This is a genomic window from Photobacterium indicum (genome assembly GCF_003026215.1).
Taxonomy (GTDB): domain Bacteria; phylum Pseudomonadota; class Gammaproteobacteria; order Enterobacterales; family Vibrionaceae; genus Photobacterium; species Photobacterium indicum.
On the sequence record NZ_PYOC01000001.1, the window covers coordinates 97055 to 120829 of the forward strand.

At 39.6% G+C, this 23775-nt stretch carries 22 protein-coding genes and 3 pseudogenes; 11 read left to right on the forward strand and 14 right to left on the reverse strand.

The window, feature by feature from the left end; translation table 11 throughout:
* Nucleotides 1-18: 18 nt before the first annotated feature.
* Nucleotides 19-1437, reverse strand: a complete 1419-nt coding sequence (locus tag C9J47_RS00410) for an APC family permease (protein WP_107251743.1) — start codon at nucleotides 1435-1437, stop codon at nucleotides 19-21.
* Between the two features lie 408 nt (nucleotides 1438-1845).
* Between C9J47_RS00410 and C9J47_RS00415 the strand changes: the two genes are divergently transcribed.
* Complete coding sequence (locus C9J47_RS00415; protein WP_107251744.1) at nucleotides 1846-2469, forward strand: TetR/AcrR family transcriptional regulator; 624 nt, start codon at nucleotides 1846-1848, stop codon at nucleotides 2467-2469.
* A gap of 364 nt (nucleotides 2470-2833) precedes the next feature.
* Nucleotides 2834-3880 (forward strand): putrescine carbamoyltransferase, encoded by a 1047-nt coding sequence (ptcA, locus tag C9J47_RS00420; RefSeq protein WP_107251745.1) that lies wholly within the window; start codon nucleotides 2834-2836, stop codon nucleotides 3878-3880.
* A 113-nt stretch (nucleotides 3881-3993) separates the two neighbouring features.
* On the opposite strand, the gene C9J47_RS00425 is transcribed toward ptcA, so the two are convergent.
* Complete coding sequence (locus C9J47_RS00425) at nucleotides 3994-4638, reverse strand: DUF3157 family protein (RefSeq protein ID WP_107251746.1); 645 nt, start codon at nucleotides 4636-4638, stop codon at nucleotides 3994-3996.
* A 228-nt stretch (nucleotides 4639-4866) separates the two neighbouring features.
* The gene (locus C9J47_RS00430) at nucleotides 4867-5343 is read right to left on the reverse strand and encodes a copper resistance protein NlpE (RefSeq protein WP_107251747.1); all 477 of its coding nucleotides are present in this window, start codon (nucleotides 5341-5343) and stop codon (nucleotides 4867-4869) included.
* 295 nt (nucleotides 5344-5638) lie between these two features.
* Between C9J47_RS00430 and argF the strand changes: the two genes are divergently transcribed.
* The 5 genes and pseudogenes from argF to C9J47_RS00450 all read left to right on the forward strand — a co-directional run.
* Nucleotides 5639-6640, forward strand: coding sequence for an ornithine carbamoyltransferase (argF, locus tag C9J47_RS00435; RefSeq protein ID WP_107251748.1), 1002 nt, complete (start codon nucleotides 5639-5641; stop codon nucleotides 6638-6640).
* A 690-nt stretch (nucleotides 6641-7330) separates the two neighbouring features.
* Nucleotides 7331-8035 (forward strand): SGNH/GDSL hydrolase family protein, encoded by a 705-nt coding sequence (locus C9J47_RS00440; protein WP_107251749.1) that lies wholly within the window; start codon nucleotides 7331-7333, stop codon nucleotides 8033-8035.
* A gap of 33 nt (nucleotides 8036-8068) precedes the next feature.
* Nucleotides 8069-8159: pseudogene (locus C9J47_RS27545) on the forward strand (IS6 family transposase); the annotation flags it as partial.
* Nucleotides 8160-8556: 397 nt separating this feature from the next.
* Entirely contained in the window at nucleotides 8557-9198 is a 642-nt protein-coding gene (locus C9J47_RS00445) for a hypothetical protein (RefSeq protein ID WP_107251750.1), read from the forward strand.
* A gap of 273 nt (nucleotides 9199-9471) precedes the next feature.
* Nucleotides 9472-9579: pseudogene (locus C9J47_RS00450) on the forward strand (ornithine carbamoyltransferase); the annotation flags it as partial.
* Nucleotides 9580-9665: 86 nt separating this feature from the next.
* On the opposite strand, the gene cspE reads toward C9J47_RS00450, so the two are convergent.
* From cspE to C9J47_RS00475, 5 genes are all read right to left on the reverse strand, one after another.
* Nucleotides 9666-9875: a transcription antiterminator/RNA stability regulator CspE gene (cspE, locus tag C9J47_RS00455; RefSeq protein WP_006228553.1), complete on the reverse strand. Its 210-nt coding sequence runs from the start codon at nucleotides 9873-9875 to the stop codon at nucleotides 9666-9668.
* A 325-nt stretch (nucleotides 9876-10200) separates the two neighbouring features.
* Entirely contained in the window at nucleotides 10201-10392 is a 192-nt protein-coding gene (locus tag C9J47_RS00460) for a YwbE family protein (protein WP_006228554.1), read from the reverse strand.
* A 115-nt stretch (nucleotides 10393-10507) separates the two neighbouring features.
* Nucleotides 10508-11503, reverse strand: a complete 996-nt coding sequence (locus C9J47_RS00465; RefSeq protein ID WP_107251751.1) for an alpha/beta fold hydrolase — start codon at nucleotides 11501-11503, stop codon at nucleotides 10508-10510.
* Between the two features lie 9 nt (nucleotides 11504-11512).
* Nucleotides 11513-12475 (reverse strand): patatin-like phospholipase family protein, encoded by a 963-nt coding sequence (locus tag C9J47_RS00470; RefSeq protein ID WP_107251752.1) that lies wholly within the window; start codon nucleotides 12473-12475, stop codon nucleotides 11513-11515.
* Between the two features lie 249 nt (nucleotides 12476-12724).
* On the reverse strand, nucleotides 12725-13072 hold the full coding sequence (locus tag C9J47_RS00475; protein ID WP_107251753.1) for a RidA family protein: 348 nt from the start codon (nucleotides 13070-13072) through the stop codon (nucleotides 12725-12727).
* A gap of 224 nt (nucleotides 13073-13296) precedes the next feature.
* Here C9J47_RS00475 and C9J47_RS00480 point away from each other — a divergent pair, with 224 nt between their 5' ends.
* On the forward strand, nucleotides 13297-13644 hold the full coding sequence (locus C9J47_RS00480) for a c-type cytochrome (protein ID WP_107251754.1): 348 nt from the start codon (nucleotides 13297-13299) through the stop codon (nucleotides 13642-13644).
* Between the two features lie 136 nt (nucleotides 13645-13780).
* On the opposite strand, the gene C9J47_RS00485 is transcribed toward C9J47_RS00480, so the two are convergent.
* The 3 genes from C9J47_RS00485 to C9J47_RS00495 form a co-directional block, all read right to left on the reverse strand.
* The gene (locus C9J47_RS00485) at nucleotides 13781-14254 is read right to left on the reverse strand and encodes a GNAT family N-acetyltransferase (RefSeq protein ID WP_107251755.1); all 474 of its coding nucleotides are present in this window, start codon (nucleotides 14252-14254) and stop codon (nucleotides 13781-13783) included.
* Nucleotides 14255-14425: 171 nt separating this feature from the next.
* Nucleotides 14426-16393 (reverse strand): alkaline phosphatase D family protein, encoded by a 1968-nt coding sequence (locus C9J47_RS00490; RefSeq protein ID WP_107251756.1) that lies wholly within the window; start codon nucleotides 16391-16393, stop codon nucleotides 14426-14428.
* 111 nt (nucleotides 16394-16504) lie between these two features.
* Nucleotides 16505-17389: a LysR family transcriptional regulator gene (locus C9J47_RS00495; protein ID WP_107251757.1), complete on the reverse strand. Its 885-nt coding sequence runs from the start codon at nucleotides 17387-17389 to the stop codon at nucleotides 16505-16507.
* A gap of 99 nt (nucleotides 17390-17488) precedes the next feature.
* On the opposite strand from C9J47_RS00495, the gene C9J47_RS00500 reads away from it, so the two are divergent.
* Nucleotides 17489-18862 (forward strand): MATE family efflux transporter, encoded by a 1374-nt coding sequence (locus tag C9J47_RS00500; protein WP_107252678.1) that lies wholly within the window; start codon nucleotides 17489-17491, stop codon nucleotides 18860-18862.
* A gap of 64 nt (nucleotides 18863-18926) precedes the next feature.
* On the opposite strand, the pseudogene C9J47_RS00505 reads toward C9J47_RS00500, so the two are convergent.
* The 3 genes and pseudogenes from C9J47_RS00505 to C9J47_RS00515 form a co-directional block, all read right to left on the reverse strand.
* A pseudogene (locus C9J47_RS00505) lies at nucleotides 18927-19390 on the reverse strand (transposase domain-containing protein).
* A gap of 111 nt (nucleotides 19391-19501) precedes the next feature.
* On the reverse strand, nucleotides 19502-20704 hold the full coding sequence (locus C9J47_RS00510) for a serine hydrolase domain-containing protein (protein ID WP_107251758.1): 1203 nt from the start codon (nucleotides 20702-20704) through the stop codon (nucleotides 19502-19504).
* 60 nt (nucleotides 20705-20764) lie between these two features.
* The gene (locus tag C9J47_RS00515; protein WP_107251759.1) at nucleotides 20765-22072 is read right to left on the reverse strand and encodes a serine hydrolase domain-containing protein; all 1308 of its coding nucleotides are present in this window, start codon (nucleotides 22070-22072) and stop codon (nucleotides 20765-20767) included.
* 410 nt (nucleotides 22073-22482) lie between these two features.
* Here C9J47_RS00515 and C9J47_RS00520 point away from each other — a divergent pair, with 410 nt between their 5' ends.
* Nucleotides 22483-22962 carry a hypothetical protein gene (locus C9J47_RS00520; protein WP_245903224.1) on the forward strand — a complete coding sequence of 160 codons (480 nt, stop codon included), beginning with the start codon at nucleotides 22483-22485 and terminating at the stop codon, nucleotides 22960-22962.
* Between the two features lie 100 nt (nucleotides 22963-23062).
* On the forward strand, nucleotides 23063-23557 hold the full coding sequence (locus tag C9J47_RS00525; RefSeq protein WP_107251760.1) for a copper chaperone PCu(A)C: 495 nt from the start codon (nucleotides 23063-23065) through the stop codon (nucleotides 23555-23557).
* Nucleotides 23558-23775 lie beyond the last annotated feature (218 nt).

A 23775-nucleotide genomic window follows, 5' to 3' on the forward strand; every position in this document is an offset into this window, starting at 1 on the left:
AATTTATATATACCATCGCTATGCAGTATGTTCTTGGTAATCTTGTGATTTATTGGCTTGTTTTTTCTTCGCTATAGCCAGCTTCAATAAATATTCACCAATCGCAATAGTCAGCAACACACCAATTAATACAGGCGCGCTATAGGTCCAATTAACGGAGAGCGAAATCAAATCAGGGAAAATAAACAATACAACAGCCTGCGCAATAGTAAGGAAGCACACAGTGCTTAATAACCACTGCATCCCCATACCACCAGGTACACGGAAAGGACGCTCAAATTGACTATCACTAATACGTAACTTCAAATACGACGGGAACATGAATAAATAAGGTAAAAGGAAAATACAGCTTGAGAATGCAAACACTGACCAGAATAATTCATCACTGCTTTGGGCAAAGATGGCATACGCTAAGATAACTGCAGTCGAGAGTGCACCAGTAATATTATTAGCACCGATAGGGGTATCATGCTTTTCAGACATCTTACCTACGACATCAGGCAGTTCGCCTTCACTTGCGGCTTCTGCTGCTGCACGGCTTGCGCCCATTGTCCATGTCACCATGTTACCAATGAAGGTCAGCAGTGCCATTGTGCCGATAATGTAGACCATCATCTGACCAAAATCACCGTCACCAAACAGTTTACGTAACGTATCGATAATACCAGCAACTAAACCAATATCTTGAACAGGTAATGCCATCAAAATACCAACAGTACCAAACACATAAAGAAAGGCTGTAATTATGGCCGCGAGGAAAATGGCTTTGGGCATATCGCGCACATCTTTCATTTCTTTGGTCATGGTTGCGACAAGCTCGAAGCCCATCAAATTAAACACCAACGCAGGCAGAAAGGCGACCCCAGTATCTAAGCTTGGCATCATGGCGGAAAAGCTAAATTCATTTGCAACACCATGTTTAGCGGCGTAGATAAAGCCACCGAAACCCAATACAGAAATAACCGCGATTTTCAGTATTGCACCAATATTTGTAACCCATACACCCACATCGACCGATACATTACAAATCCAGATCGTTAACCATGTTAGTACAATACAAATAACGACTTGCCAGAATAAAGATAAGCCAGGGAAAAATAATTCAGAAAACATACCCGCAAACATAATATAAACAGCAGGCATCCATAACCCGACATTTATCCAGTAAAACCATGTTGTTCTTACTGCCCATTTATAACCAAAGGCTTTTTTAACCCAATCATAAATTCCCCCTTCACCGGGGTAGGTTGTACTCAATTCAGAAGTAATTAATCCATAAGGAATAACAAAAACAACCAGTGTTAAAATCCACCAGCCAATAGAGCTCACCCCTATCGATGCTGAAGCCGTTAATGTATCGACAACAATAACGGCGCATAAACTAAAGAGAGCCAGACTTGTGACCCCCATCTTTCCTGTCGATGCTTGCGTGTCCATAATCCATCTCCATGGTTATTCAAACGTATAATATTTATTTTTATTACTAAGACTTCTCACGTGTTGGTTATTATCTAAACAGACCACGCAGCATTGTTTCGTTATTAGAATCACTTATCGACGAGTTCACCTTTAATGATGATAAAGGCGTGACCTGAAATTCAGATATAGCTACTCAATCCCTCTTATTCGATAAAATTGATTCTGATCAAGTGAATAAGATGCCATTAAGGGATACTTTTCATGCCAACCAGTATTGTTAGATAAATCATTAAACAGGGAGAGTGGCATGAAAAATAACAAACCAATCATTGTTGTTGCTGTAGGTGGAAATGCTTTATTGCAATAATATAAGAATAATAGTGGCTCAAATAATCTCGATATGTACACAAAAAATAAGAGGGCGAGATGAAAAAGGAATCAACAGATCAAAGGCTTAAAAGGATTCATAAAGCTGTCACTCATCTCGTCGCTCATCGTGACGTCAATTCAATCTCTATTTATGATGTCGCCAAAGAAGCCGCGATTGCAGCATCTACCGTTTACCATCATTACCCTAATATTGAAGCGTTAATATACGAATTGATGGAAGACATTTTCGTTGATTTCACAAACGTCTTACAAGACTCTATCATCGCTGAAAGAATCCATCATTGGAGTGACATCAACCGGATGATTGAACAAGGGTTTGTCACTTACTACAGTAACAACCCACTTGTTCAGCGCATTTTACTTGGGCAACACATATACGCTTCTATCCGCCATGCTGATGCACAAAATGACCTATTACTGGCCGAACATGTCGAAGCAATTTATCGTCAATACTTCGTATTGCCAGAGCTACCTACCAATGTGAATATTTTTGCCATAGCTTTGCAAGTTGCCGATAAAGTTTACTCAATGAACTACCGAGAAAATGGCAGTATTCCACCAGAAATGGCACGTGAAGCTATCACGTTAACAGAAGCTTACTTAGGCACTTACCTACCTAAGAATTTACCAAGAAAGCCAATAGAAGTAATCACACACTAAGCCATCTTTTAGCCTGACAAAAAAACGTTTATAACTACGGTTATAAACGTTTTTCTGCTGCTTAGCATTTATTATCCATAGCCATTAATAAAAATAGACCTTTTATAATTTAAGATATTTAGACAGCGCTATTTAAACATCAGAATCAATTATCGACTATTAATCGCCATGCAAATAATTATTTGTGATTTATACCATGAACATTTTTCGTTTATTTGAAAACAAATCGATTAGTGATTCTAGTTTAAGTATTAATCACCGAACCAGCACATAATAAAAACATAAAGAATAGATAGAACATCTTATTACATGTCGTAACTTATTACACGTTTCGACAACAACCGTTATTTAGAAGGGAAAAATCATGAAAACGCCATCTTCAAGCGCTACTAATTTGAATAAAGAAGGTTTACGTCATTTCCTGAAAACTCAAGATTATTCTAAAAAAGAGTTAAACGATATTCTTGAACTAATGGCAATGCTAAAACAAGCACGCCATGACAATGCATTACCCCAGCTATTCAAAGGTAAATCTGTTGCTATGATTTTCGAGCAACCTTCAACTCGTACACGTGTCTCTTTTGAAACAGCCGCAACTATGCTTGGTGGCCATGCTTTATTCTTGTCACCAAAAGATATTCACCTTGGTGGTAAAGAGTCACTTGAAGACACAGCGCGAGTATTGTCTCGTATGGTTGATGTCATTATGGCGCGTGTTGATGATCACAGCACGGTTGCAGGCTTAGCTGAACAAGCAACTGTTCCCGTTATCAATGGTTTATGTGACTGGTTACACCCGACTCAAATTATGGCAGATTTATTTACCATGCTTGAGCACCTACCTGAAGGTAAAACGCTTAGTGATTTAACGGTTGCCTTTGTGGGTGATGCCACCAACGTTGCCTCTTCGCTGATGTTTGCATGTACTAAGTTTGGCATGACCTTCAAACATATCTGCCCTGAACGTTTTAAAGCACCACAGAAGTGGGTCGATATTGCTTTAGACAACTGTGAAACATCTAACGGTAAGCTCGTTATTACCGATAATACCGACGAAGTTGCTGGCTGTGACATTATTGTAGCCGATAGCTTCTACTGGTTTGGTCAGGAAGATGAAAAAGATATCCGTCTTTCAACGTTTATCCCTGATTACGTTGTAACTGAAACCATGATGGAAAAAGCAGGGCCAGATGCAATGTTCATGCACTGCTTACCAGCCAATGATCAACGCGAATGTACTCGAGAAGTGATGGAGTCACCACGATCTGTTATTTTTGATGAAGCAGAAAACCGCCTAACAGCCCAAATGGCACTGCTAGTTTACTTCACTCACAATCATATTAAGCAACCAAGCCAAGAAACACTGGCCAAACACAAAATGAAAATTGAAAGTTTCTTAAAAACAATATAAACACCACCTAAAACATAAGTAAAAAAAGAGCATGGAATCGTTATGATTACATGCTCTTTAGGGTTACGTTACTTTCAAATATCTACATTTCGTATTTAAATTCTTACTTTTAATTACCAATGCTCAACTTCAACAATTTCAGCACTGATAAAGTAAACCGAATTTTTAGGCACAGAAAAAGTAATAGGGTTTCCTTTTTGCTGGGTTTTAGGTCTAAAATACGTGTCAGGAAGACGTTTTATTGATGACCAAATTTTAGCTTCTTCACTGCCTATTTGATTCCCATTTTCATCGTTCAAGGTAACCTTTACAATCACTGTAACGACCGATTGCAAACTCTGATTTGTCATCATTGTCGGAATAACAAGCACACCATCATCATACTCGGCAGCTGTAAGTAACACATCAATACCACTATTACTCAGTTGTTGAATGTTTTTACTTGCACCCAGCTCTATACGCGCGCCTTTAGGTGCCTGAGCAAGAGGAATCGCACTAACCACAGGAATAGCTGCAGCACTCTTCGTAATACTAGAGCTAGCAGGTGCTATTGGTACTGCGCTTGTTGTTTCGATTGGCGTCGATTTCACTTCTACAGGTAAAGCGGTGGTCTTTATTGCTTGGTATTCCCATGTGAAGTCATCATGTAATACAACTTGTCGACCATCTTCTAACATCACCACTTTATCTGCGGCCCAAGCACTATTTGTTGCTGTTAGGGCTATCAATACCCCACACAGCTGGCTCATTATTCTCATGTTATATCCCTTACCAAAGCTTTATTTCTTATTCTTATAAGAATAGTAACAGGTTTACTGTCCAAATAATGTTGTATACATCCATCATAAATATATACCCAAGTTACAACCTTATCGGTGATGCTGTTCTATCTATTTAAATACTCAATACTACGAGTGATTTCATTAGGGCAATCTGCACTGCCTGAATGAACTGCGAAACCCAAAGTACACTAACGTTACGACGGTTTACTGCTTTTGTAATATATAATTTTCAGCTAAATCGCCAGTGATTCGCTTCCCTTCACGGTCTAAACGAAACAAGCGCCTTTCTCCAACAAAGTACTGAATACTACTTCCATTATCGTTGAGCAACGTGACTGTATTACCAGCAGCATTCCATTCAAGTTGACCACTGCGCTCGACATCACCACCTTCTTTTCCTTGGTAGGTTTCAGTTAGCATATAAGAGCCGTCTTGCCTAAGCATTAGCTGTGTTTCTATACCCGAGCAATCAGCACACGGTAAAATGCCATTGTATGTACCATTCCAATCCAGTGCATTACGTGCGTTATGTGCATCTGCAATAACTTCTGCTTGATCTTGAATTGCAGCGACGATAGTAGATTCAGCCTGCTCAGGTTGCACTGCTTCTGTTGAAGCCTTTTGATCGCAGCCAACCAATAATAATCCCATAACTGTTACAACAAGTAGATTTCGTTTCATCAGTACACCTATATACAACTGCCTATCGATAACTTTCAATTATAGCGATACATCTGTCTGCTAACGGTCAGTAAAGTGTTAACTGTTAGTCAGAATAAATATGCGGTATTTAGTGAGTATAATTCCTTGATTAAAAAAATATTAATACTGGTTTAATTAAACTCGAATAGACGCTGTGAAGGGAAAAGAGAATAGTAATTGCAAAACAACACGGCGACTTAATCCTATGTACATTCCCATAGAAAATACATTAAGCGCTTATAACTACATCACAGAGATACGATAAGGTAATACTATGTCTTTTAATCTTCGCAACCGTAACTTTCTAAAATTACTTGATTTCACAGGTAAAGAAATCGAACACCTCATAGCATTGGCGCAAGACTTAAAACATGCCAAGTATGCGGGCACTGAACAACAGAAGCTGAAGGGTAAAAATATAGCTCTCATCTTTGAAAAAACCTCCACTCGTACCCGTTGTGCGTTTGAAGTAGCAGCCCATGATCAAGGAGCACATGTCACTTACATTGGCGGTGGCTCGCAAATGGGTCATAAGGAAAGTACTAAAGATACTGCCCGTGTTTTAGGTCGTTTCTATGATGGCATTGAATATCGTGGTTTTGGGCAGGATGTCGTTGAGATTCTAGGAGAGCATGCCGGCGTGCCGGTTTGGAATGGTTTAACCGATGAATGGCACCCAACTCAAATCATCGCAGATTGGATGACAATGCTAGAGCACGGTAACGGCAAGCGCCTAAATCAAATGAAACTCGCCTATATGGGCGATGCAAAAAATAATATGGGTAACTCACTAATGGTTGGCGCGGCAAAAGTGGGAATGGAAATCCGTCTTGTTGGCCCTAAAGCCTACTGGCCAGATCCGACTCTTGTTGAGAAGTGCAATGAGTTGTGCAAAATTTCAGGCGGTAAAATTGTCATTACCGATAATGTCCAAGAAGGTGTTGATAACGTAGACTTTATTTACGGTGATGTATGGGTTTCTATGGGTGAGCCGGAAGAACTGTGGGAAACACGCATAAACGACCTAGCACCCTACCAAGTGAATATGTCAGTTATCACAGCAACGCAGAACCCTGCGGTTAAATACATGCACTGTTTACCTGCATTTCATAATGACGAAACACGAGTGGGTAAAAAGATAGAAGAAAAATTCAATATGAAAGGTCTTGAAGTAACAGAAGATGTTTTTGAATCTTCTTACACTATTTGTTTCGATGAAGCAGAAAATAGAATGCACTCAATTAAAGCAATTATGGTTGCAACCTTAGGCGATTAATAGTCAATAATTCGCACCTAACTAAGAAATCCTATCTACCAAAGCCGTATTTTTACGGCTTTTTATCGATCTATGCTACCGATAGCCCTATGCATCATAGTGCGATCCCTGTCTTTTGATCAGATCGTGATATCGAAACGAAGTTCAAGAAATCCCCAGTTTTTAAGCTAGGGATTTCCGTATAAGAGACAGGCCAATTGGCGACCTTTTCCGTATCTGGACGTTACAGGATCACGCTCGTTCTATTCCAATTTAACGTAAGAGACATTTCTATCTGGAAATAAGGCAGGGCACTTTAAAGTGGGATAAACAGGATTTTTGAGGCTAGAGTCAAAAAAAACAAACAAAAATACACGTGCTGGTCTGACCAGTGCTATTATCTGTATTTACAGACGTGTAACTTTATATAGGCTCATTTCAATATTTTAATGAGCTTTTTTTTTGCTTATTACCTCGAGCGTTATGTTCAAAATCTTTACCAATATCCGCCCCTGTCTGATATGGCTCTGTCACAAATAGGGCTCCATTAGCATTCATTGATATGTGTAATGCGCCTTATGTTGTCTTTTTCAGAAATCATGCCTTCTTCAAACGGATGTTTTCACCGCTGATGCCTTCTTCACCGCATTGATAAAAATTGGTTCTATGATTAATAAGGCTGGTGATGAATACATTTGCTAAGGAGATGTCATGTTACATCAATTGGTACTATTGCTTATGGCTCCGGTATTGTTACCACAAGGGATTTTTATTCGTAAATCAACGCCTAGATTAAAAGAAGCCGCAGGCCCACGTTATGGAATTGAAGGGCAAGGTAAGCCTCTTCGTCTACTTCTCATTGGTGATTCTGCCGCTGCGGGGGTTGGAGTTGAACATCAATCACAGGCGTTATCAGGGCAGCTTATTAGCACGCTATGTGATCAATTTAGAATAGATTGGCAGTTAATAGCTAAAACAGGTGTTACTACAAAAGAAGTATGGCTAAAGCTTTCAGATCACCCCAAGCAAGACTATGACATCGTTATTGTCTCTTTAGGAGTAAACGATGTGACGACGCAGTTGAGTTCAAGCGAATGGATAAAACAGCAAAAGCGCCTTGTTGCTCAGTTACGAGATTGCTTTTCTTGCCAACAAATTATTCTCACCAAGATCCCCCCTATGGATAAGTTTCCTGCGCTTCCCAACCCGCTTCGTTGGTATTTAGGCAGTAAAGCCAAAGCCTTTAATCGAAAGCTTGAACGCTGGGTTTCCACTCAAAGTGATTGCGAAATCGTTACCATTGAGCCCCCATTAGATCCCGACCAAATGGCGAGTGATGGATTCCATCCTGGGCCTAAGATCTATCAATACTGGGGAAATGCCGCAGCTCAAGTCATCAAGGCGCGCTGGTTATAACGGAATACTCCCCCGATCTTACGTAAGAAATTACGGCGCCTGAGATATTACGACGTAGACCAGTCAGCCTAAAACGTTAAACATAAACAAGCATTCCTCATACGCGAATGCCATTGCCCGCTTAGCCTTAAATGAAGCATACTCTATGTCTTGTAGGTAATCGCTTATAGCTAACTCTGATTTAATATCATGTTAAAATAATACTTCACCTTTTTTGAAATGACTGAACATTATCAGATCACATAGATACATAGTCCACTGTCTTCAAATTTCGACCAAAGTCCCTTTACTATAACTATCACGCAGTAGATAAAGCTACCTATAATTAATAATTCAGTGCGGTATGTGAAATTACTATTTAAGTGTCACATTTTCACCGTAACTTGAAGTTCTTCTGATATGAAAATATCACTTAAACTAGTAAGCAACTAAAAAGAAGTAAGTTTAAAATGTTTTTTTTTAAATGATGACTAGTATAGATTAAGGAAAGGGACACGTTATAAAAAGAAGGAGGAATAAAAATGACTGACATAGTTATGGAAGTATTGAGAGCATTTCTAGTCGGGGGGGTGATTTTTTCTCTTCTTAAAGCACAGCACGCCAAAGAAATCAGTCAGATTAGCGGTTGGCGATACATAGTAGCTGGATTTTGCTTGATCTTCTTCGGTACATTAATCGACATCACCGATAATTTCGACGAACTAAACCGATTCGTGATAATTGGCGATACCGAAGTTCAGGCATTTTTAGAAAAGGTCGTTGGTTATCTTCTGGGTTTCCTTCTACTCGCTATAGGAATTCGGAAGTGGTTACCAAAAATAATCGAACATGCTGAACTGGTTCAAGATAAACATAATCTTAAAGTTCAAGAAGAACGAGTTAAAGTGTTACGGGCCACAATGAGAACAGTACAGGATATTGTTAACAACTTTTTGAACAATTTACAGCTGTTTCAATTGGAAGCTGAAGATAAAAATGCTCTGGAGCCTGAGTCATTGGTGCTGTTGGATTCCATAATCCAAGATACAGCGACTAAGCTGAAAAAGCTGGGAGATCTCAAATCAACACCTGAGAAACAGATAGCAGGCGGCGTCTTCATCGACTACGAGGCAGGCTCGCCCCAAGACAGTGACTTTGTTGCAAAACATTACCAGACTAAATAGGTTTGCATCAATATATGAACCCGTGAATCATTGTAGTGGAAGAGTGAATTTAAGCTTGAAGCGGCCCAATTAGTACTCGACCAAGATTACACCGTTATTGAGGCTGCTGAAGCGATGAATGTGGGTAAATCCACTATAGATAAATAGGTTCGCCAGCTAAACTAAAGATCGTTAAAGGACAGTGTTGGGTCTGGTTAGATTGCATTGCGCACAGATTCTGCTCGTGAAAGTACCGGATATGGACAAGAGCTAATTATTTAAGGGGAATATCGTGAGTTTATCGGGGAGGTTTTTGAATCTTCTTACACTATTTGTTTCGATGAAGCAGAAAATAGAATGCACTCAATTAAAGCAATCATGGTTGCGATCTTAGGCGATTAATTGCGCCTTTTGAATGTACTTATCTAAATTCCAGGTACAAAAAAGGCCGCCTAGGCGACCTTCTATCATTTCTTTTTATTAAAGAATTATAAAGCTACAACGTTTGCAGCTTGAAGACCTTTTTGGCCTTGCTCTACTTCAAAAGAAACTTTTTGACCTTCAGCAAGCGTTTTAAAGCCTTCTGAAGCGATTGCACGGAAATGTACGAATACGTCAGCGCCGCCGTTGTCTTGAGTGATGAAACCGAAACCTTTCTCTTCGTTAAACCACTTTACGATACCAGTTGTGTTAGACATGTTTGTCCCTTATTTAATATTCAAATGTCGCATATGCGACGTGATAATTTGCTGAATTATACACTATTACGCTAAATAAAAGGAAACATATAGGCACATAACGATAACGTTTTTGTAACTGTAAGTTTAACTTGTACTTGATGCTGCATGTAATAACTCTCTGAATTGCTGAGCGACATACTAACAGATATGTCGCTTTTGTACAGCTAAATTCCGTTTTTTTACTCTAAAAACTGTTATAAACAAAATAATCAGTGGCTTAACTGTTCCCCTTAATCATAAAATGCCAGGTTATACAGCGCCTTACACAATTAAATCATTGTCATTACAGAATTTCTTTTACTCGCCCAACATCACCACTTTCTAAACGAACTTTAATACCATGAGGGTGCGTTGCAGATTTAGTCAGTAAATCTTTCACAATACCTTTCGTTAAATTGCCTGTACGTTGATCTTCTTTTAAAACGATTTGTACTTCTAATCCAGCATGAATATCTGAGCGGCTTGTACCATTCATTGTTAATCACTACTTAGTTAAAAAAATTAATATAACAATTGTATACCCAGGTTACCTCAAGGTACTCGTTTCATCGAGAATTTATTGCAGGGATTACAGAGTATGTAGGTAACGATTAATTGATCATTGTAAAACGGTCAAAAAAGGAGACAGTTTCCATTAGCACTTGGTTGCGTAGTTCATCTTTCTCCATCAATAATTCATGCCTAGCTTGCTCTATCACTTTGATCCGACATTGCTCACTCACGCAACTGAAACGACGCTGCGCTTTATTATCGACTATTGTGTCGTTACCTGCCTGTAATAACAAAACAGGGGTCTTCAATTTTTCCGCATCACGAATACAATCATTTGCCGCTGTTAAAGCTTGCCACAACCAGCGAGCACTAGGGCCTCCAATACGCAGCTCAGGGTGCACTTGATATAAATGTTTCGCCCATACGTAGCGTAATAAGCTTTGGCATTGATCATTCTCTGCGAAAGGGGCTTCATGGTATGCCTTCTGTCCAAATAAATAAGAAGGTTGTTGTTGATATTTCGCTGCAACTTTAGTCAACATTTTTGCCATAAACGGCGCGACACAATGTAGAGCAGCAGGCATGCGAATGCCAAACATTGGGGCATTTAACACTGCAGCATCAAATATATAGGGATGTTGCTCTAAATATAGCGTCGTTATTGCCCCCCCCATTGAATGCGCCAAAATAAACGCATGTTTATAATCAGCTGGCTTTACAATGGTATCAACAAATTGATGTAGATCTTCAACGTAGTCATTAAAACTATCAACGTGACCGACTTCAGGATCTGTGGTTATACGCCCTGAAGCACCTTGCCCGCGGTGATCAAGCGCAAACACATCAAACCCACGACGACTAAACTCATAGAATACTTCTTGGTATTTCCAAACACTTTCATTGCGACCATTAACAATAACAACACACTGTGTATTCTTTTTATGGGTAATACTGATCCAACGAATCGGTATATTACTGACACCCATAAATGTATTTTGCTGCCGTTGTTGCCACATTTGATGAATTTCATGTGCCATTAGTGTGGTAAAGCTCGACTCCTTCGTGACGAACTCTGTGGTGCATAATTGAGTCATTTTAATTTCCTATGCACAAATTTTTTCTTTGTTACTCTCAGGCTTAGCATTTACACCAAAGTTACGTCCAACTGTCGCCATAAAATAACGACCAGAACGATGTCCTAGCTGATAATCATGCTCTAACGAATCGCTTGTACTGCCGATTAACTTGGAATGCAGTTCTTTTGTTGGATGAATCTCGTAGATGGTTGCATCTTCCGGTGGGTTATTCAGAAACTCTTGGGTCTGTCGGTAATTTTCTTCATGCTCTAGCAACAAGGCTATAACTTGAGCCGCCTTGGTTTTACCCAGTGCTTTTTTTATAATCGACATCCAACAATGATCAAAATGTGCAGTAATAGGTACAGTACGAATCACTACAATATGCCGGAATCCGCGCTCATAAGCTTCTTGAACAGGAATAGGTGCACCAACACCACCATCAACCCAATATTGCTGCTTATTCAATATAGGTTGACGACGTAATATCGGAATTGCACATGATGCCTTTAAAGCAACATGCCAATCGTCATTATCTAGATCAAAAAAAGTAGCTTGATGATTGTCAGCATTGCTAGCACTGGCAAGTACTGTACACGAGCGCATATTCTTATGGCCTTGCTGCCAATCTAGAGGTAAACGAGTTTGCGTTTGCTCTAATAACCAATCAAGATTTAAACCTTCTTTACCAACCAAAAAACGGTAAACATCAAAAAAATCGTGATCTGTCGTTGCCTCTGTAATAACACGATACGCATGCTTAGTTTGACCACATATGAACGATGCCAAATTTAATGACCCAGCAGAGGTGCCAACCATTAATGAAAACGGATTAAAATCAGCCTCTAAGAAGGCATCTAATACGCCAGCAGTAAAAATGCCCCGCTGCCCGCCACCTTCAGTAACCAAAGCAACTTTCGTGACATCAGGGCAGAGAAAAGACAATGATTCATAATTTTTAATGGCGCATGAGATATGCTTTCCTGACATTAGATTATCCCCTAAAGACTCATTAATGGTTAATGTGTCGTAAGGGTAATCTTATTGACTTTGTTTGAATATTTGATAGTTTCTATCACTTCGTTAAATAAAACTTAACGTGATAAGGCACTTTTAATGTTCTTCTGGTTAGTGTTTGTAATAAAAAAAGCAGCTACCAAAGTAACTGCTTTTCTATGTGCATATTGCACTTCGCTCAATTACAGCATAACCGCAAAATAGCCATATGGACTACTGAGCTTATTTTTCTACTGCAATCACAGAAATCTCAACAAGCAACACATCACGCGCCATACTTGCTTCAACACAAGCACGAGCAGGTGCATGACCTTCAGGAACCCAGTTATCCCACACGGCATTCATTTCAGCAAAATCTTTCATATCTTTTATGTATAACGTTGCTGAAAGCATATGTTCTTTATCACTACCGGCTTGCTCAAGTAATGCTTCAACTTTCTCTAACATTGTTTCTGTTTGTTCTTTAATACCTTGAGTTGCGTCTTTACACACCTGACCACATAGGTAAATTGTTCCGTTATGCTTAACAATACGGCTCATACGTGCGCCAGTTTCCAGACGTTCAATCATTATTAACTACCTTTTATTAAACAGACCCTAGTGATATACCAATCGAGAATGGTATTAAATGCTCGAATACAAAGCATTCAAGGAATATTGTAACGGGAAAAGTCTCTATTTTCGACCATATAAGAATGATTTAAAATAACAAGAAACGCTCACTTGATCTCTCCCAAGATTTTATAAGAGAATGACTGACATAATAATCATAAAATCATCAGTAGTAATAAAAAATGAAAAATATCAAAGCACTGAATTATATTGTTATTTGCACTTCCATTGCTTTATCTAGCACAGCATTTGCCTCAGGTAATGCGTCTGCGAGTATAACAGCAGATACTAATGCAGGAAAAATGAAAGCGTATACTTGTCAATTTTGTCATGGTAGCAATGGAATTGCAGCTAACCCTGCCTATCCAAATATTAATGGCCAAAATGAACAATATCTCTACCAATCAATGAAGGCTTATCAAAACGGTGAGCGTACGAATACAATGGGGAAGATGATGAAACAACAGTTATCAAGCTTACAAAATCAAGATCTCGCAGATATTGCAGCCTATTATTCAACGATGGATTAACCTACTTGAAATGTGGTAAATAACTCACTTATAACGTATCAAAAATAAATATGTTTAACAAACCATTATTCACAGGCTGTATGTTTGGGAGTGTGATATTATTATATAATATTGAACAGCGCTGAAAATGACTCTTTTAATTTAACTTTTTAGACAAAATACGTGATTGTGTTTCAAAACCAAGTGTATCGTAAAATTGTTGTGCACCGTTATTAAAAGCCATCACTTCAAGCCTCATTTCATCTACACATTCACCAATGGCCCATAATTCAACAGCTTCCAACAACTTCTTGCCAATGCCCTGACCTTGATATTCATCCAAAACAACGATTGTTCGTACTCGACATAGTTTTTTCTTTTGAAGAAACGTTACTGTTGTATTTTCAGTAATACTCGCAAGTACAAACCCTGTTATTTCATCATTTCTTTCAGCAATAATAAATACCGTGTTATCAGCACTAAAATTACTTCGCCAATAACTTCTATCTCGGTGAACCCCTTCAGGTTCAGCAAAAACATGGGGCGCGCCATTATAATGCTGAGTATTTATCTGTTGTGCGAGAAAGCAGATACACTCTAAATCCTTTTCTACCGCTATTCGTAAATTCATAATGAGTTATTATGCGTCCCTAGTACATTCACGTATTAAAATCTTGCCACCAGAGTAACGTAATAACATTGCTAGACATGGCATCGATAGAACGAGTCTTTAATTTGTTCTGATTATGTGTCTGATTAACTTTTCGTTCATACACAAATTATAATGTTGGATACAAGCATATCACTTAATAGGGGGAAACGTTATTCGCTCCCCTTCTGCGGTCAAAATAGAAATATCACAAGGCTTGCCTTCTGCATCTAAACGCAGCTCACCGATAGCACTGCGATTAATTAACCTATGACCACCAGCAACATCAGGATCACGCTTACTGATTTTTAAACGCTTACGTTTAGTAAACCAGTTCAATGGCGAATGCGGACTATATAAAGCACGATCCATTGCATCACAGAAGCGGAGTAATTGATTAGGAAATTCATTCTTAATCCCGCTACAGGTTATTTGGTAGATATTGGGGCTGCTGCGACGAAAGCGCATTTTTATATCGTAAGCAAACGAGTAATGCACATCACCTGATAAGATCACGAAATTGGTTGGCGTTTTAGTATGCGTAAAGATACTCAATAATGTATTGGCCGATCCCGGATGCGTCATCCAGTTCTCAGCATCAATCACTAGAGGCTGACCAATCCACGTCATTGCTCGCTGCAATGTTTCGATAAACTTCACGCCAAAGATGGGCGCTGCCGATACGATGATCACAGCAGGTTGATGCAATAATTCATGCTGCATTTCAATTAACGCTTCCCAGTCCATCAACCCTGATGGCTTATTCATTTTAGATTCTGACCGCCAACGACGAGTACGCGTATCTAGAACAACCATCTTAGGGGTCGTTTCAATGGTGTAATGCCATTGCTCGAACCGATACAAATGATCGATAAAAACGTCTTGATGGGTAGCTGTGGGTGTAGCGAAATATTGCCTCGCGAGCATTAAAAACGATTCATCAAAATTTTGAGGAGCATTGCCCCAGCCCTGACATAACCAATAACTTAATAAGCCATTACCGATGATTCGTCGTGAAAAAGCATTGTCGTTAGCGGCTTTTTCCCACCCTACGGTTAAATTCCAGTCATCGGTTACATCATGATCATCAAAAACCATATAGGTAGGAATATGCGCCATTAAGCGTTGAACTTGCGGTAAACCTGCAACAAAATCATCAATATTCTGTTTTTCATCTTGCCATAGCTGTTGCCATTTAGGCGTGAGTATCTGCTCACCACTGCGGAAATCATTTTTCTGTAATCGCGAGGAATCGACTAATGCCCACAACTGCGGCGACCAAACCAAGATATACATAGCGAAAAACTCACTAAAAGTAATTAGATGGTTTTCACTTTCACTTGAACTAAAAACGGGCGAACCACGATGAGGAACCCAACTGGTTGATAGTCCTTTCTTGCGCAAGAATGTACGAAATAGTGAGGCTTCATCATGGTAGTGCGGCAAGATTTTATCACGCCCATAGAAGTTACAATCATGCTGATACAAACTCGCACTATCTGCGACGGGGCTTTGTACAAACGTCTCATCAGGTAAACCAAGCAAACCAATCACTTGCTGAATCACATCCAACATAGGGCCTGCGACATGATCAGCATAAATCTGATCCCCACTCATCATTAGTAATGAAGGGCGCTCAAGCGTTTTTTGCCCAGCGACTTGGTTATCGGCAGCCACTAAACTGTCTTTGCTAGGGTAATGTGGATTTCGGCATGAGCCATGCAGTACGTAATCTGCTCGGGGATTAATGGTTAACGATAGGCGCTGTTCTTCATCATATAGAAGGCTGGGCACTAAATGTGTGATATCGCCATCTTGAGTATCTAATTGATATTCCAATACCGTATCGACTGGAAAATCACCCTGAAATTGCGCTAATACTACCCAAGCAGATTTGCCGATTTGGATCTGTGCTTGTTCATCTATCGTCGCATGGTAAAACGCACTCTCTTGACCTTCATGGAATAATGAAAAAGTGGCAATAAGCGGTTTCGATGTGACTAACCAAACGGTAATGTCGCTTGGTGTTACTTTTCGTAAAATCGGGCCAGCCAGCAATAGTGGTAAGGCAGTTGAAGAACCAATAAACGAAGACATAGCAGTAGACGAACAATCAGACATAAACAGAACACAACCCTAACTAGACACTTCACTAGAAACTATCTGGAATCATACCCTTTTTTTGAACGAAGTGAGTTACCTGAATGTAAAGTTATGAATAGATTAGAAAGGTCAGGCGTCTTCCGAGAACATTATTTCCATCTGTGAATACATCCAATTCATAACAGGACCATTACCTTTATCACGGCGTTTCACCACACCCATTTCAACCACTAATGAATCGGGGATATGTTTGGTTGATAACTCAACAAGATCATTGGCATACCACTCTGCACTTGCTACATGTTCAGGCACTAAAGCCCAACCAACACCACGAATTACCAGCGCTGTAATATAGTAATAACTGTCTATATGCCAATATTGAGAAGAAATAGATTTCGCCTGTGTATTTCCCATACGGTCACATATCACCAATTGACGGTATTGGTTAAGATCGGAAAATGTAGGCACAGCAATCTTTGCTAATGGATGATTTGAAGCGACAACCAATGATTGACGAAACTGCCCTGTAGGCACAAATTCAAGGCTATCGGGTAATTCTTTGAGATAAAACAGAATACCGAGATCTGCTTTTTCTTCATCTACCCATTTGGCTATATCATCTTGAGAGCCATTGATTATGGTTAATTTTAATAAAGGAAAACGTTGGGCAATTTTCTCAAAAAAACATTCAAATGCAACAATGGGTACCGCTTCATCCATCGCAACCGTTAACGACAATTCTTCACCAGAGCTCACAGTAAGTGCACGAGACTGTAATCGCTGGCATTGAGATAATACCGCTTGGGCTTCGATAAACATATCCTCACCTTGTAGCGTTAATACAGGTAACCGTGCCGTTCTATCAAAAAGCTCAAACCCTAAATCCGCTTCTAAATTAGCAATCGCGGTACTTATTCTCGATTGTGCTTTCCCCAGCTTTCGCGCTGCTGCAGAAAACGAACCTTGTTTAACTGAGGTAACAAACGCTTCAAGTTGATCCAATGTCCAGTTCATTTTCACTCCATAAGCATCCGATAATCGGATGGATACTAACTTCCATCAATCTGTATAACAAGCATAATGTGTTTCATCATATTTAGTGAAGACAATTCTATGCAAGACGCTCCAATTACTATTGATTCTAATGAATCCATTGCTCGTACCTTTTGGCGTTATGCTATCCCTTCTATCGCAGCGATGGTTGTTAATGGTTTATATCAGGTTATCGACGGTATTTTTGTTGGCCATTATGTGGGCTATGAAGGTCTTGCTGGTATTAACATCGCATGGCCGATTATTGGTATTATTGCAGGTTTAGGCATCATGATCGGCATGGGTGCTGGTAGCTTGCTATCAATTTATCGTGGTGAAGGCAACAATGCTAAAGCACAACAAACCTTGTCTAGCAGCCTTTGGTTAATTGCGCTATTTGGTGCGTTATCCATGCTAATGATTCATTTCTTTGGTGCGACATTGCTCACAGCACAAGGCGCTATTGGTGATACGCTCAACTTCAGCCTCGATTACATCAATGTATTTACTTGGGGAGCGGGGTTCACCATAGCCGCAGGCGCATTGCCGATGCTTATCCGTAATGATGACAGCCCTAACTTTGCAACCGGATTAATGATTCTTGGCGCAGTGATGAACATAATCCTAGATTATCTATTGATTGGTCTATTTGATCTCGGTTTAAAAGGTGCCGCAATCGCGACAGTTATTTCGCAACTCACCGTCTTTATTATTGGGGTGGGATATTTTTTCTCGGCACGTTCTCAGATAAAAATAAATAAACTAACCCTCAATTTTTCAATTGCTTCGAAAGCGGTAACACTCGGAGCATCGAGCTTATTTATGTTTTTGTACTTTAGCTTCATTGTCGCATTACACAATAAGCTTTTCATGGTGTATGGCTCTTCTATACATGTTGGCGCTTTTGCCATTATTGGTTATTTGGGCACCATGTATTATCTAATTGCAGAAGGTATTGCTGGTGGTATGCAGCCACCAGTAAGCTATTACTTTGGTTCTAAACAAATAGATAAGATTAAAGCAACAGTCATGCTGGCATTAAAAATCATTCTTATATCTGGTATTGCTTCAGTTGCGCTATTGAATATCTACCCTGAAACCGTAATCAGCTTGTTCAGTAAAAATGACCCATTACTGTTTGCCGAAACACAAAAAGGTTTACGTTTGCATTTATTTGCACTTTACCTTGATGGCTTTATTTTCTTGGCTTCTGTGTATTTTATGGCCGTAAACCAAGGTGGTAAAGCGCTCGCTATTTCAGTAGGCAATATGCTGATACAGTTACCATTTTTGTTTTTCTTACCACAATGGTTAGGCGTAAATGGTATTTGGCTTTCTGTACCGATCTCAAATATTGTACTTACCTTAATTGTTGCACCTATTTTATGGCGAGATATTCAACGCAGCAGCCACAGACATTCAGTGCAGCTTGCTAATATGGTTCGTTCACAGTAGTCCTTTCACCGGGGCTGTTGCAAATAATCAGATAAGGCAGATCTACCCGCGATGGGCTTAATGATTACTGGTAAACAGCCTCTACATTGAAGAGACGATTCATGAAGGCGGATCTCTCCCGCACAAGGTTTTTACGTTCATCATTGCGTAACCAGAAATCAAATTGCCCCTTGTTCAACATCCGTAATGATTCGAATCCCTGGATGGTTGACTAGGCTCGCTTTCGTACTTTGAAACCGCCGCTGGCTACAACGAGCTTCTTATTACGCGGCTTCTCTATTACGTTTGTGGGAAAAATAGAAATCCAGCGTCTCGCCTTGTTTATTGATGGTGACGTAACTTCTTGCGAAATGCCGGTGCATACTCAATGAACCAACGATAAATGGTCGAACGATTAACCGAAATCCCTCGCTCTGCCAGCATGTCGCTGAGGTTTGCGTGACTCATTGGGGTCGAACCATACCAGTGAAGGCACCAAAGAATGATTTCAGGGGCAAAGTGTTTCCATTTGAATTCGGGGTTGGCCATTGAGTCGCTGGATTAAATGAGGAAAGCAGCGAGAGCCTTTTCTCAGAAAGCCATTGGCTAACATGGCCAGTCAGAATACGGGATTATTAACGGCAGTTATGCCTTCAATACTTATATTTTTGATTGATACTGAGCATATTCGATACCAATAGATGGTAAAATATAATTTACAATCAACTCTAATGGATAATCTTCATCCTGATCAATATATGCTCCTGATGTAATAACAAACGTTAACTCTAAATCTGGAATAATGAACATTTCCTGTCCGCCAGCTCCTCTCATTCCAGCGATTTTTAACTGTTCTCCATCTTTAGTAATAAATGGAAACCACCAATTATGACCATATTCAATTGTCTTTTCAGGCCAAAATTTACCTTTTGGTTTTAAGCTCTCTTCAGCCCATTGCTCTGAAAAAATACGCTCTCCATTCCAAAGGCCCTTATTTAAGTATAACTGGCCCAATTTAGCAAAATCACGAGATCTTAAATATAATCCAGACGAACCTAAATAATCGCCAGTTACCTCATGAGCAAACCAATCATAATTTGATATTTCAAGCGGATTGAATAATGCCGTTTCTGCATATTGTCTAAGATTCATCCCCGTAACATTTTCGATAACGCCGCCTAACAGTACGCTCATAGCACCTTGGTAAACAAATTTTTCACCCGGCTGATAAGCAATACCTTTCCCAAAAATATAGGAATATGGGTCATCAGATAGCCACATATTCATAGCATCACTATTTCTTTCCTCCCATTCTTTCCAATCAAGGCCACTATTAAAGTCCAAGGCATGTTTTAATTTAATATTCTTTTTCTTATCTAAATCTAGAATGTTTTCATTTGCATAATAATCAAATAGTGGTGTATCGATATCTGATATTTCTTTCTTATATAGTAAATTACCGATCAGAGTTGATGTTATCGTCTTTGTTACAGATCTCATTTGGTGATAAGTATCAGGTGCTGATGGATAGGGATCTGGCATGGGAGTGCCATCTATTGAGCTTCTAACTGGGTAATATTGTTCAAAAACTAACTGATCATTACGAGTAATAAGTAACGATTGTATTCTTTTTGATTTACGTAAAGTTACATGATTATGTAAATCAATCAGTGTGTTCTGGTCAAAACCTTCTTGTTCAGGCAAGCTTACTTTCCAGTCATTTTGACTGGCTTTTTGAGTCCAGCTAAAAGTACTTACATCGACTTTGGGTGGATAAAATACAATCCAACATATTAAAATCACGGGTACTAATATGACAGATATTTTTAATCCTAATTTTATGTAATCATTTTCCTTGATCATTACTACTCCAGCTTATTGCACACAAAAAAAAAACAAAAAAACATTTGTATGACTCAATAGTCACGCCGTTTTTAACGAAGCGCACAGTTGATCAAGCAACAAGGCTCTTTGTCGGAAGTCCACAAAGAAGTTATTAATGAGTAACACAACGCCACTCCCTGTTTCCGGATCAATCATGACTCGTGACAAAATGCCTGGCCCACCACCATCATGCCCCCAGAATGTGCCGTGTCGGGTCGTTCTAAATTGGAACCACCCCAGCCCAAGCACGCTGCCCGTTCGTGGATCACTGCGCTGAACCTGCCACATACTGTCGATGGTTTCTCTTTTAAGTAATGGCGTCTCGGTATTGTACTGCGGCAAAAATGACTGCATAAAGGTGGTTAATGCCGTTGTGGAAGAGCCTAATAATCCAGCTGCATTAAAAGGAGAAAAATAACTGCAATCATCAAAGGCGAAATATGTTTTATTTCCATCAAATGGTATCGCTGTCTGACTTAAGTAACCTCGCTCTTTCATACTTTGGGTAAATACAGCCATGACTGGAGCACGAGGGCTATTTTTCGCTTCATACGGTGTAATTATTTTTTGTTGATCCAAATCGTTCTTCTGCCAACCAATATCTTTTATTCCTAATATAGAAAAAATATATTTATGCGTGTATTCCTCGAAAGAGAGGTTTGTCACTTGTTCAATCAGATAGGCTGCTAATAAAGCATTCAGGTTTGAATAACCAGCGATCACACCAATGGGATCCGGTGTCACATTCGCAAAGTCTCCCGGCCGATATAGGTCAAAAGCCAGATCTGGATTGTAATTAATGTCGTTAGGGGCGAGGTAAGATGTAATCCAGCCTTTCAGATCAACGGAATAATCTTTACAGAAAAAATCTGCCATGCTGTCTGGTGCTGATGTCATTCTTCGCGAAGACAAAGATGAAGTGTGGGTTAACAATTGATAGGGAGTGATTGGGGTGTCAGGAAAGTGTGGATTACGTAAGTCAAATCCTAAATAGTCACTAACATCCCCATCCAGTTTAATCTGACCTTTTTCCACCAGTTGCATCACGGCAGTCCAAGTGATTAACTTGGAGACTGAGCCTATGGTTGGCCATATACTTTCAAGAGTTGCAGGCTTTTTATTCTCCAAATTCTGATAACCAACACTTTTCCCCCAGGCCAGCTCACCATTTTTGATTAGCGCTGCACTGATACTGGCCGCCGGTAGAGCAGTTAATGCATTTTCTAGCAAGTCATCAAGTGCCTCCTCTGGTGTCTGCTGCTCGGTAAGAAGCCAGGCTCCAGTTCCACCAGCCAATCCTGTTAGCCCGACACCTTTTAATAGCGTTCTTCTCGAAATACTATTCATTTGTCACTCATCCCTAAATATAACGCAATCTTCATTTTCCTCTTTTAACGGGATTGCGAAAACGAAAGTATTTACCCAGGCTGCATCAATGCGGTGATACACACTAAATTCATGAAAAATAGTAGCTCTTGCTTAACTAAAAGATCGTCTTGGCCCAGTTCTGTTATTCCTGTAATACCTATTATTTCCCAAACAAAAAATTATTCTTATTACAATATTCCAGTTTATATCTCAGTACGGAGGAAACCACTTGCTTTAAATATGTGGGATGAAACTAATCACAGTAAGTTCGGTCAAGCTTAAAAAGCCACTAAACCTTAACCACTACAAAACATTTAATGCAACAAGTTACGATATTGCGCTATTTTTTGATAGCATACTCAGCCTTATACAAGGAAGTGATAAACGCATTGGAAGCTAGCCGTAGAAATTTTAGTAAGAACAGTCGTAGGGTAAGTGCGCTTATCGTATTGTCGATCGTGCTAAACGGCTTTCTATCGTCTATTGTTGTGCTTAACCCAACCGCATTTTCTGGCAATAGTAATTGGTTAACAGCACCGCTCACTGAAAAAGTATTAATTTGTACAGCAGAAGGTCTGCAATGGATAGACCCAAGTACGTTACTGCAAAAGAATGCTCAACAATCAGCAATAGCCAGTGACAAATCATCGCTGAATCACAACCAATACCAACATTACCAATTTCACTGCCCGCTCTTAAAGCACCACCAACCCGCAGAACTATTGGCGTATTTGGGTATATTCATCCTCTTTGCAATATTAATTGTGGTGATGCTTAAGAGGCTCTCGCTTTGCCCCTTTTTCTGCTATGAAAAAATGTACCTTATTTATGCACCTAAACAATCTCCGCCCTCTTCATTATCGCTATGAAAAAATAACTAAAAAAATCAGCTAACAATTAGAAGAAAATATCCACCCATGCACAATGCTGCTTGAAAACAAGTAAACGAGGTGGAACATGGAGAAAGTCATGAAAAAAAGTACATTCATCACCCTGCTATTCAGTAGCGCACTATTTCTATCAAACTTTGCAAATGCGCACAATTATAAAGCAGACGACTTGCAAATTGACCACCCTTGGTCAAAAGCAGTACCACCCAATTCATCGGTTGCTGCAGCTTTTTTCAATGTAACGAATCATGGCAACGAAAATGATGTATTGATCAGTGCTGAATCCCCAATTGCTGGCAAAGTGGAATTGCATGCTCATATTCATGAAGACGGCATGATGAAGATGCGTGAAGTCAAATATATTGAGTTCCCAGCAAATGATAGTACGGCACTAAAACCGGGTGCCAACCACATCATGTTTTTTAACCTTACTAAGGTGCCAAAACTAGGCGATCGCTTTCCACTGACACTGCACTTTAAAAACGCGGGGGAAATTACTATTGAGGTTGCCGTTGAGAAAGCAACATATCAGATGGAAATGAAACCTGAAAAAACACAAGAGCAGCACCATTAACGACTAAATAACCACCGTTCACTAACATCAAGCCGTTTCTTTTGTTCTCGCAAAGAAGCGGCTTTTTGATAGATAAGATAATTACTCGAAACCAGCCCCTCCACTTCCTTGCATGAAATCTATTTGTACCACAAAATGAAGTGATTGAAATTTATGCATTCAGCACCCACTACGCTGGATGTTTATCGCTATCAGGCAAGATGAGTCATATCACAAGG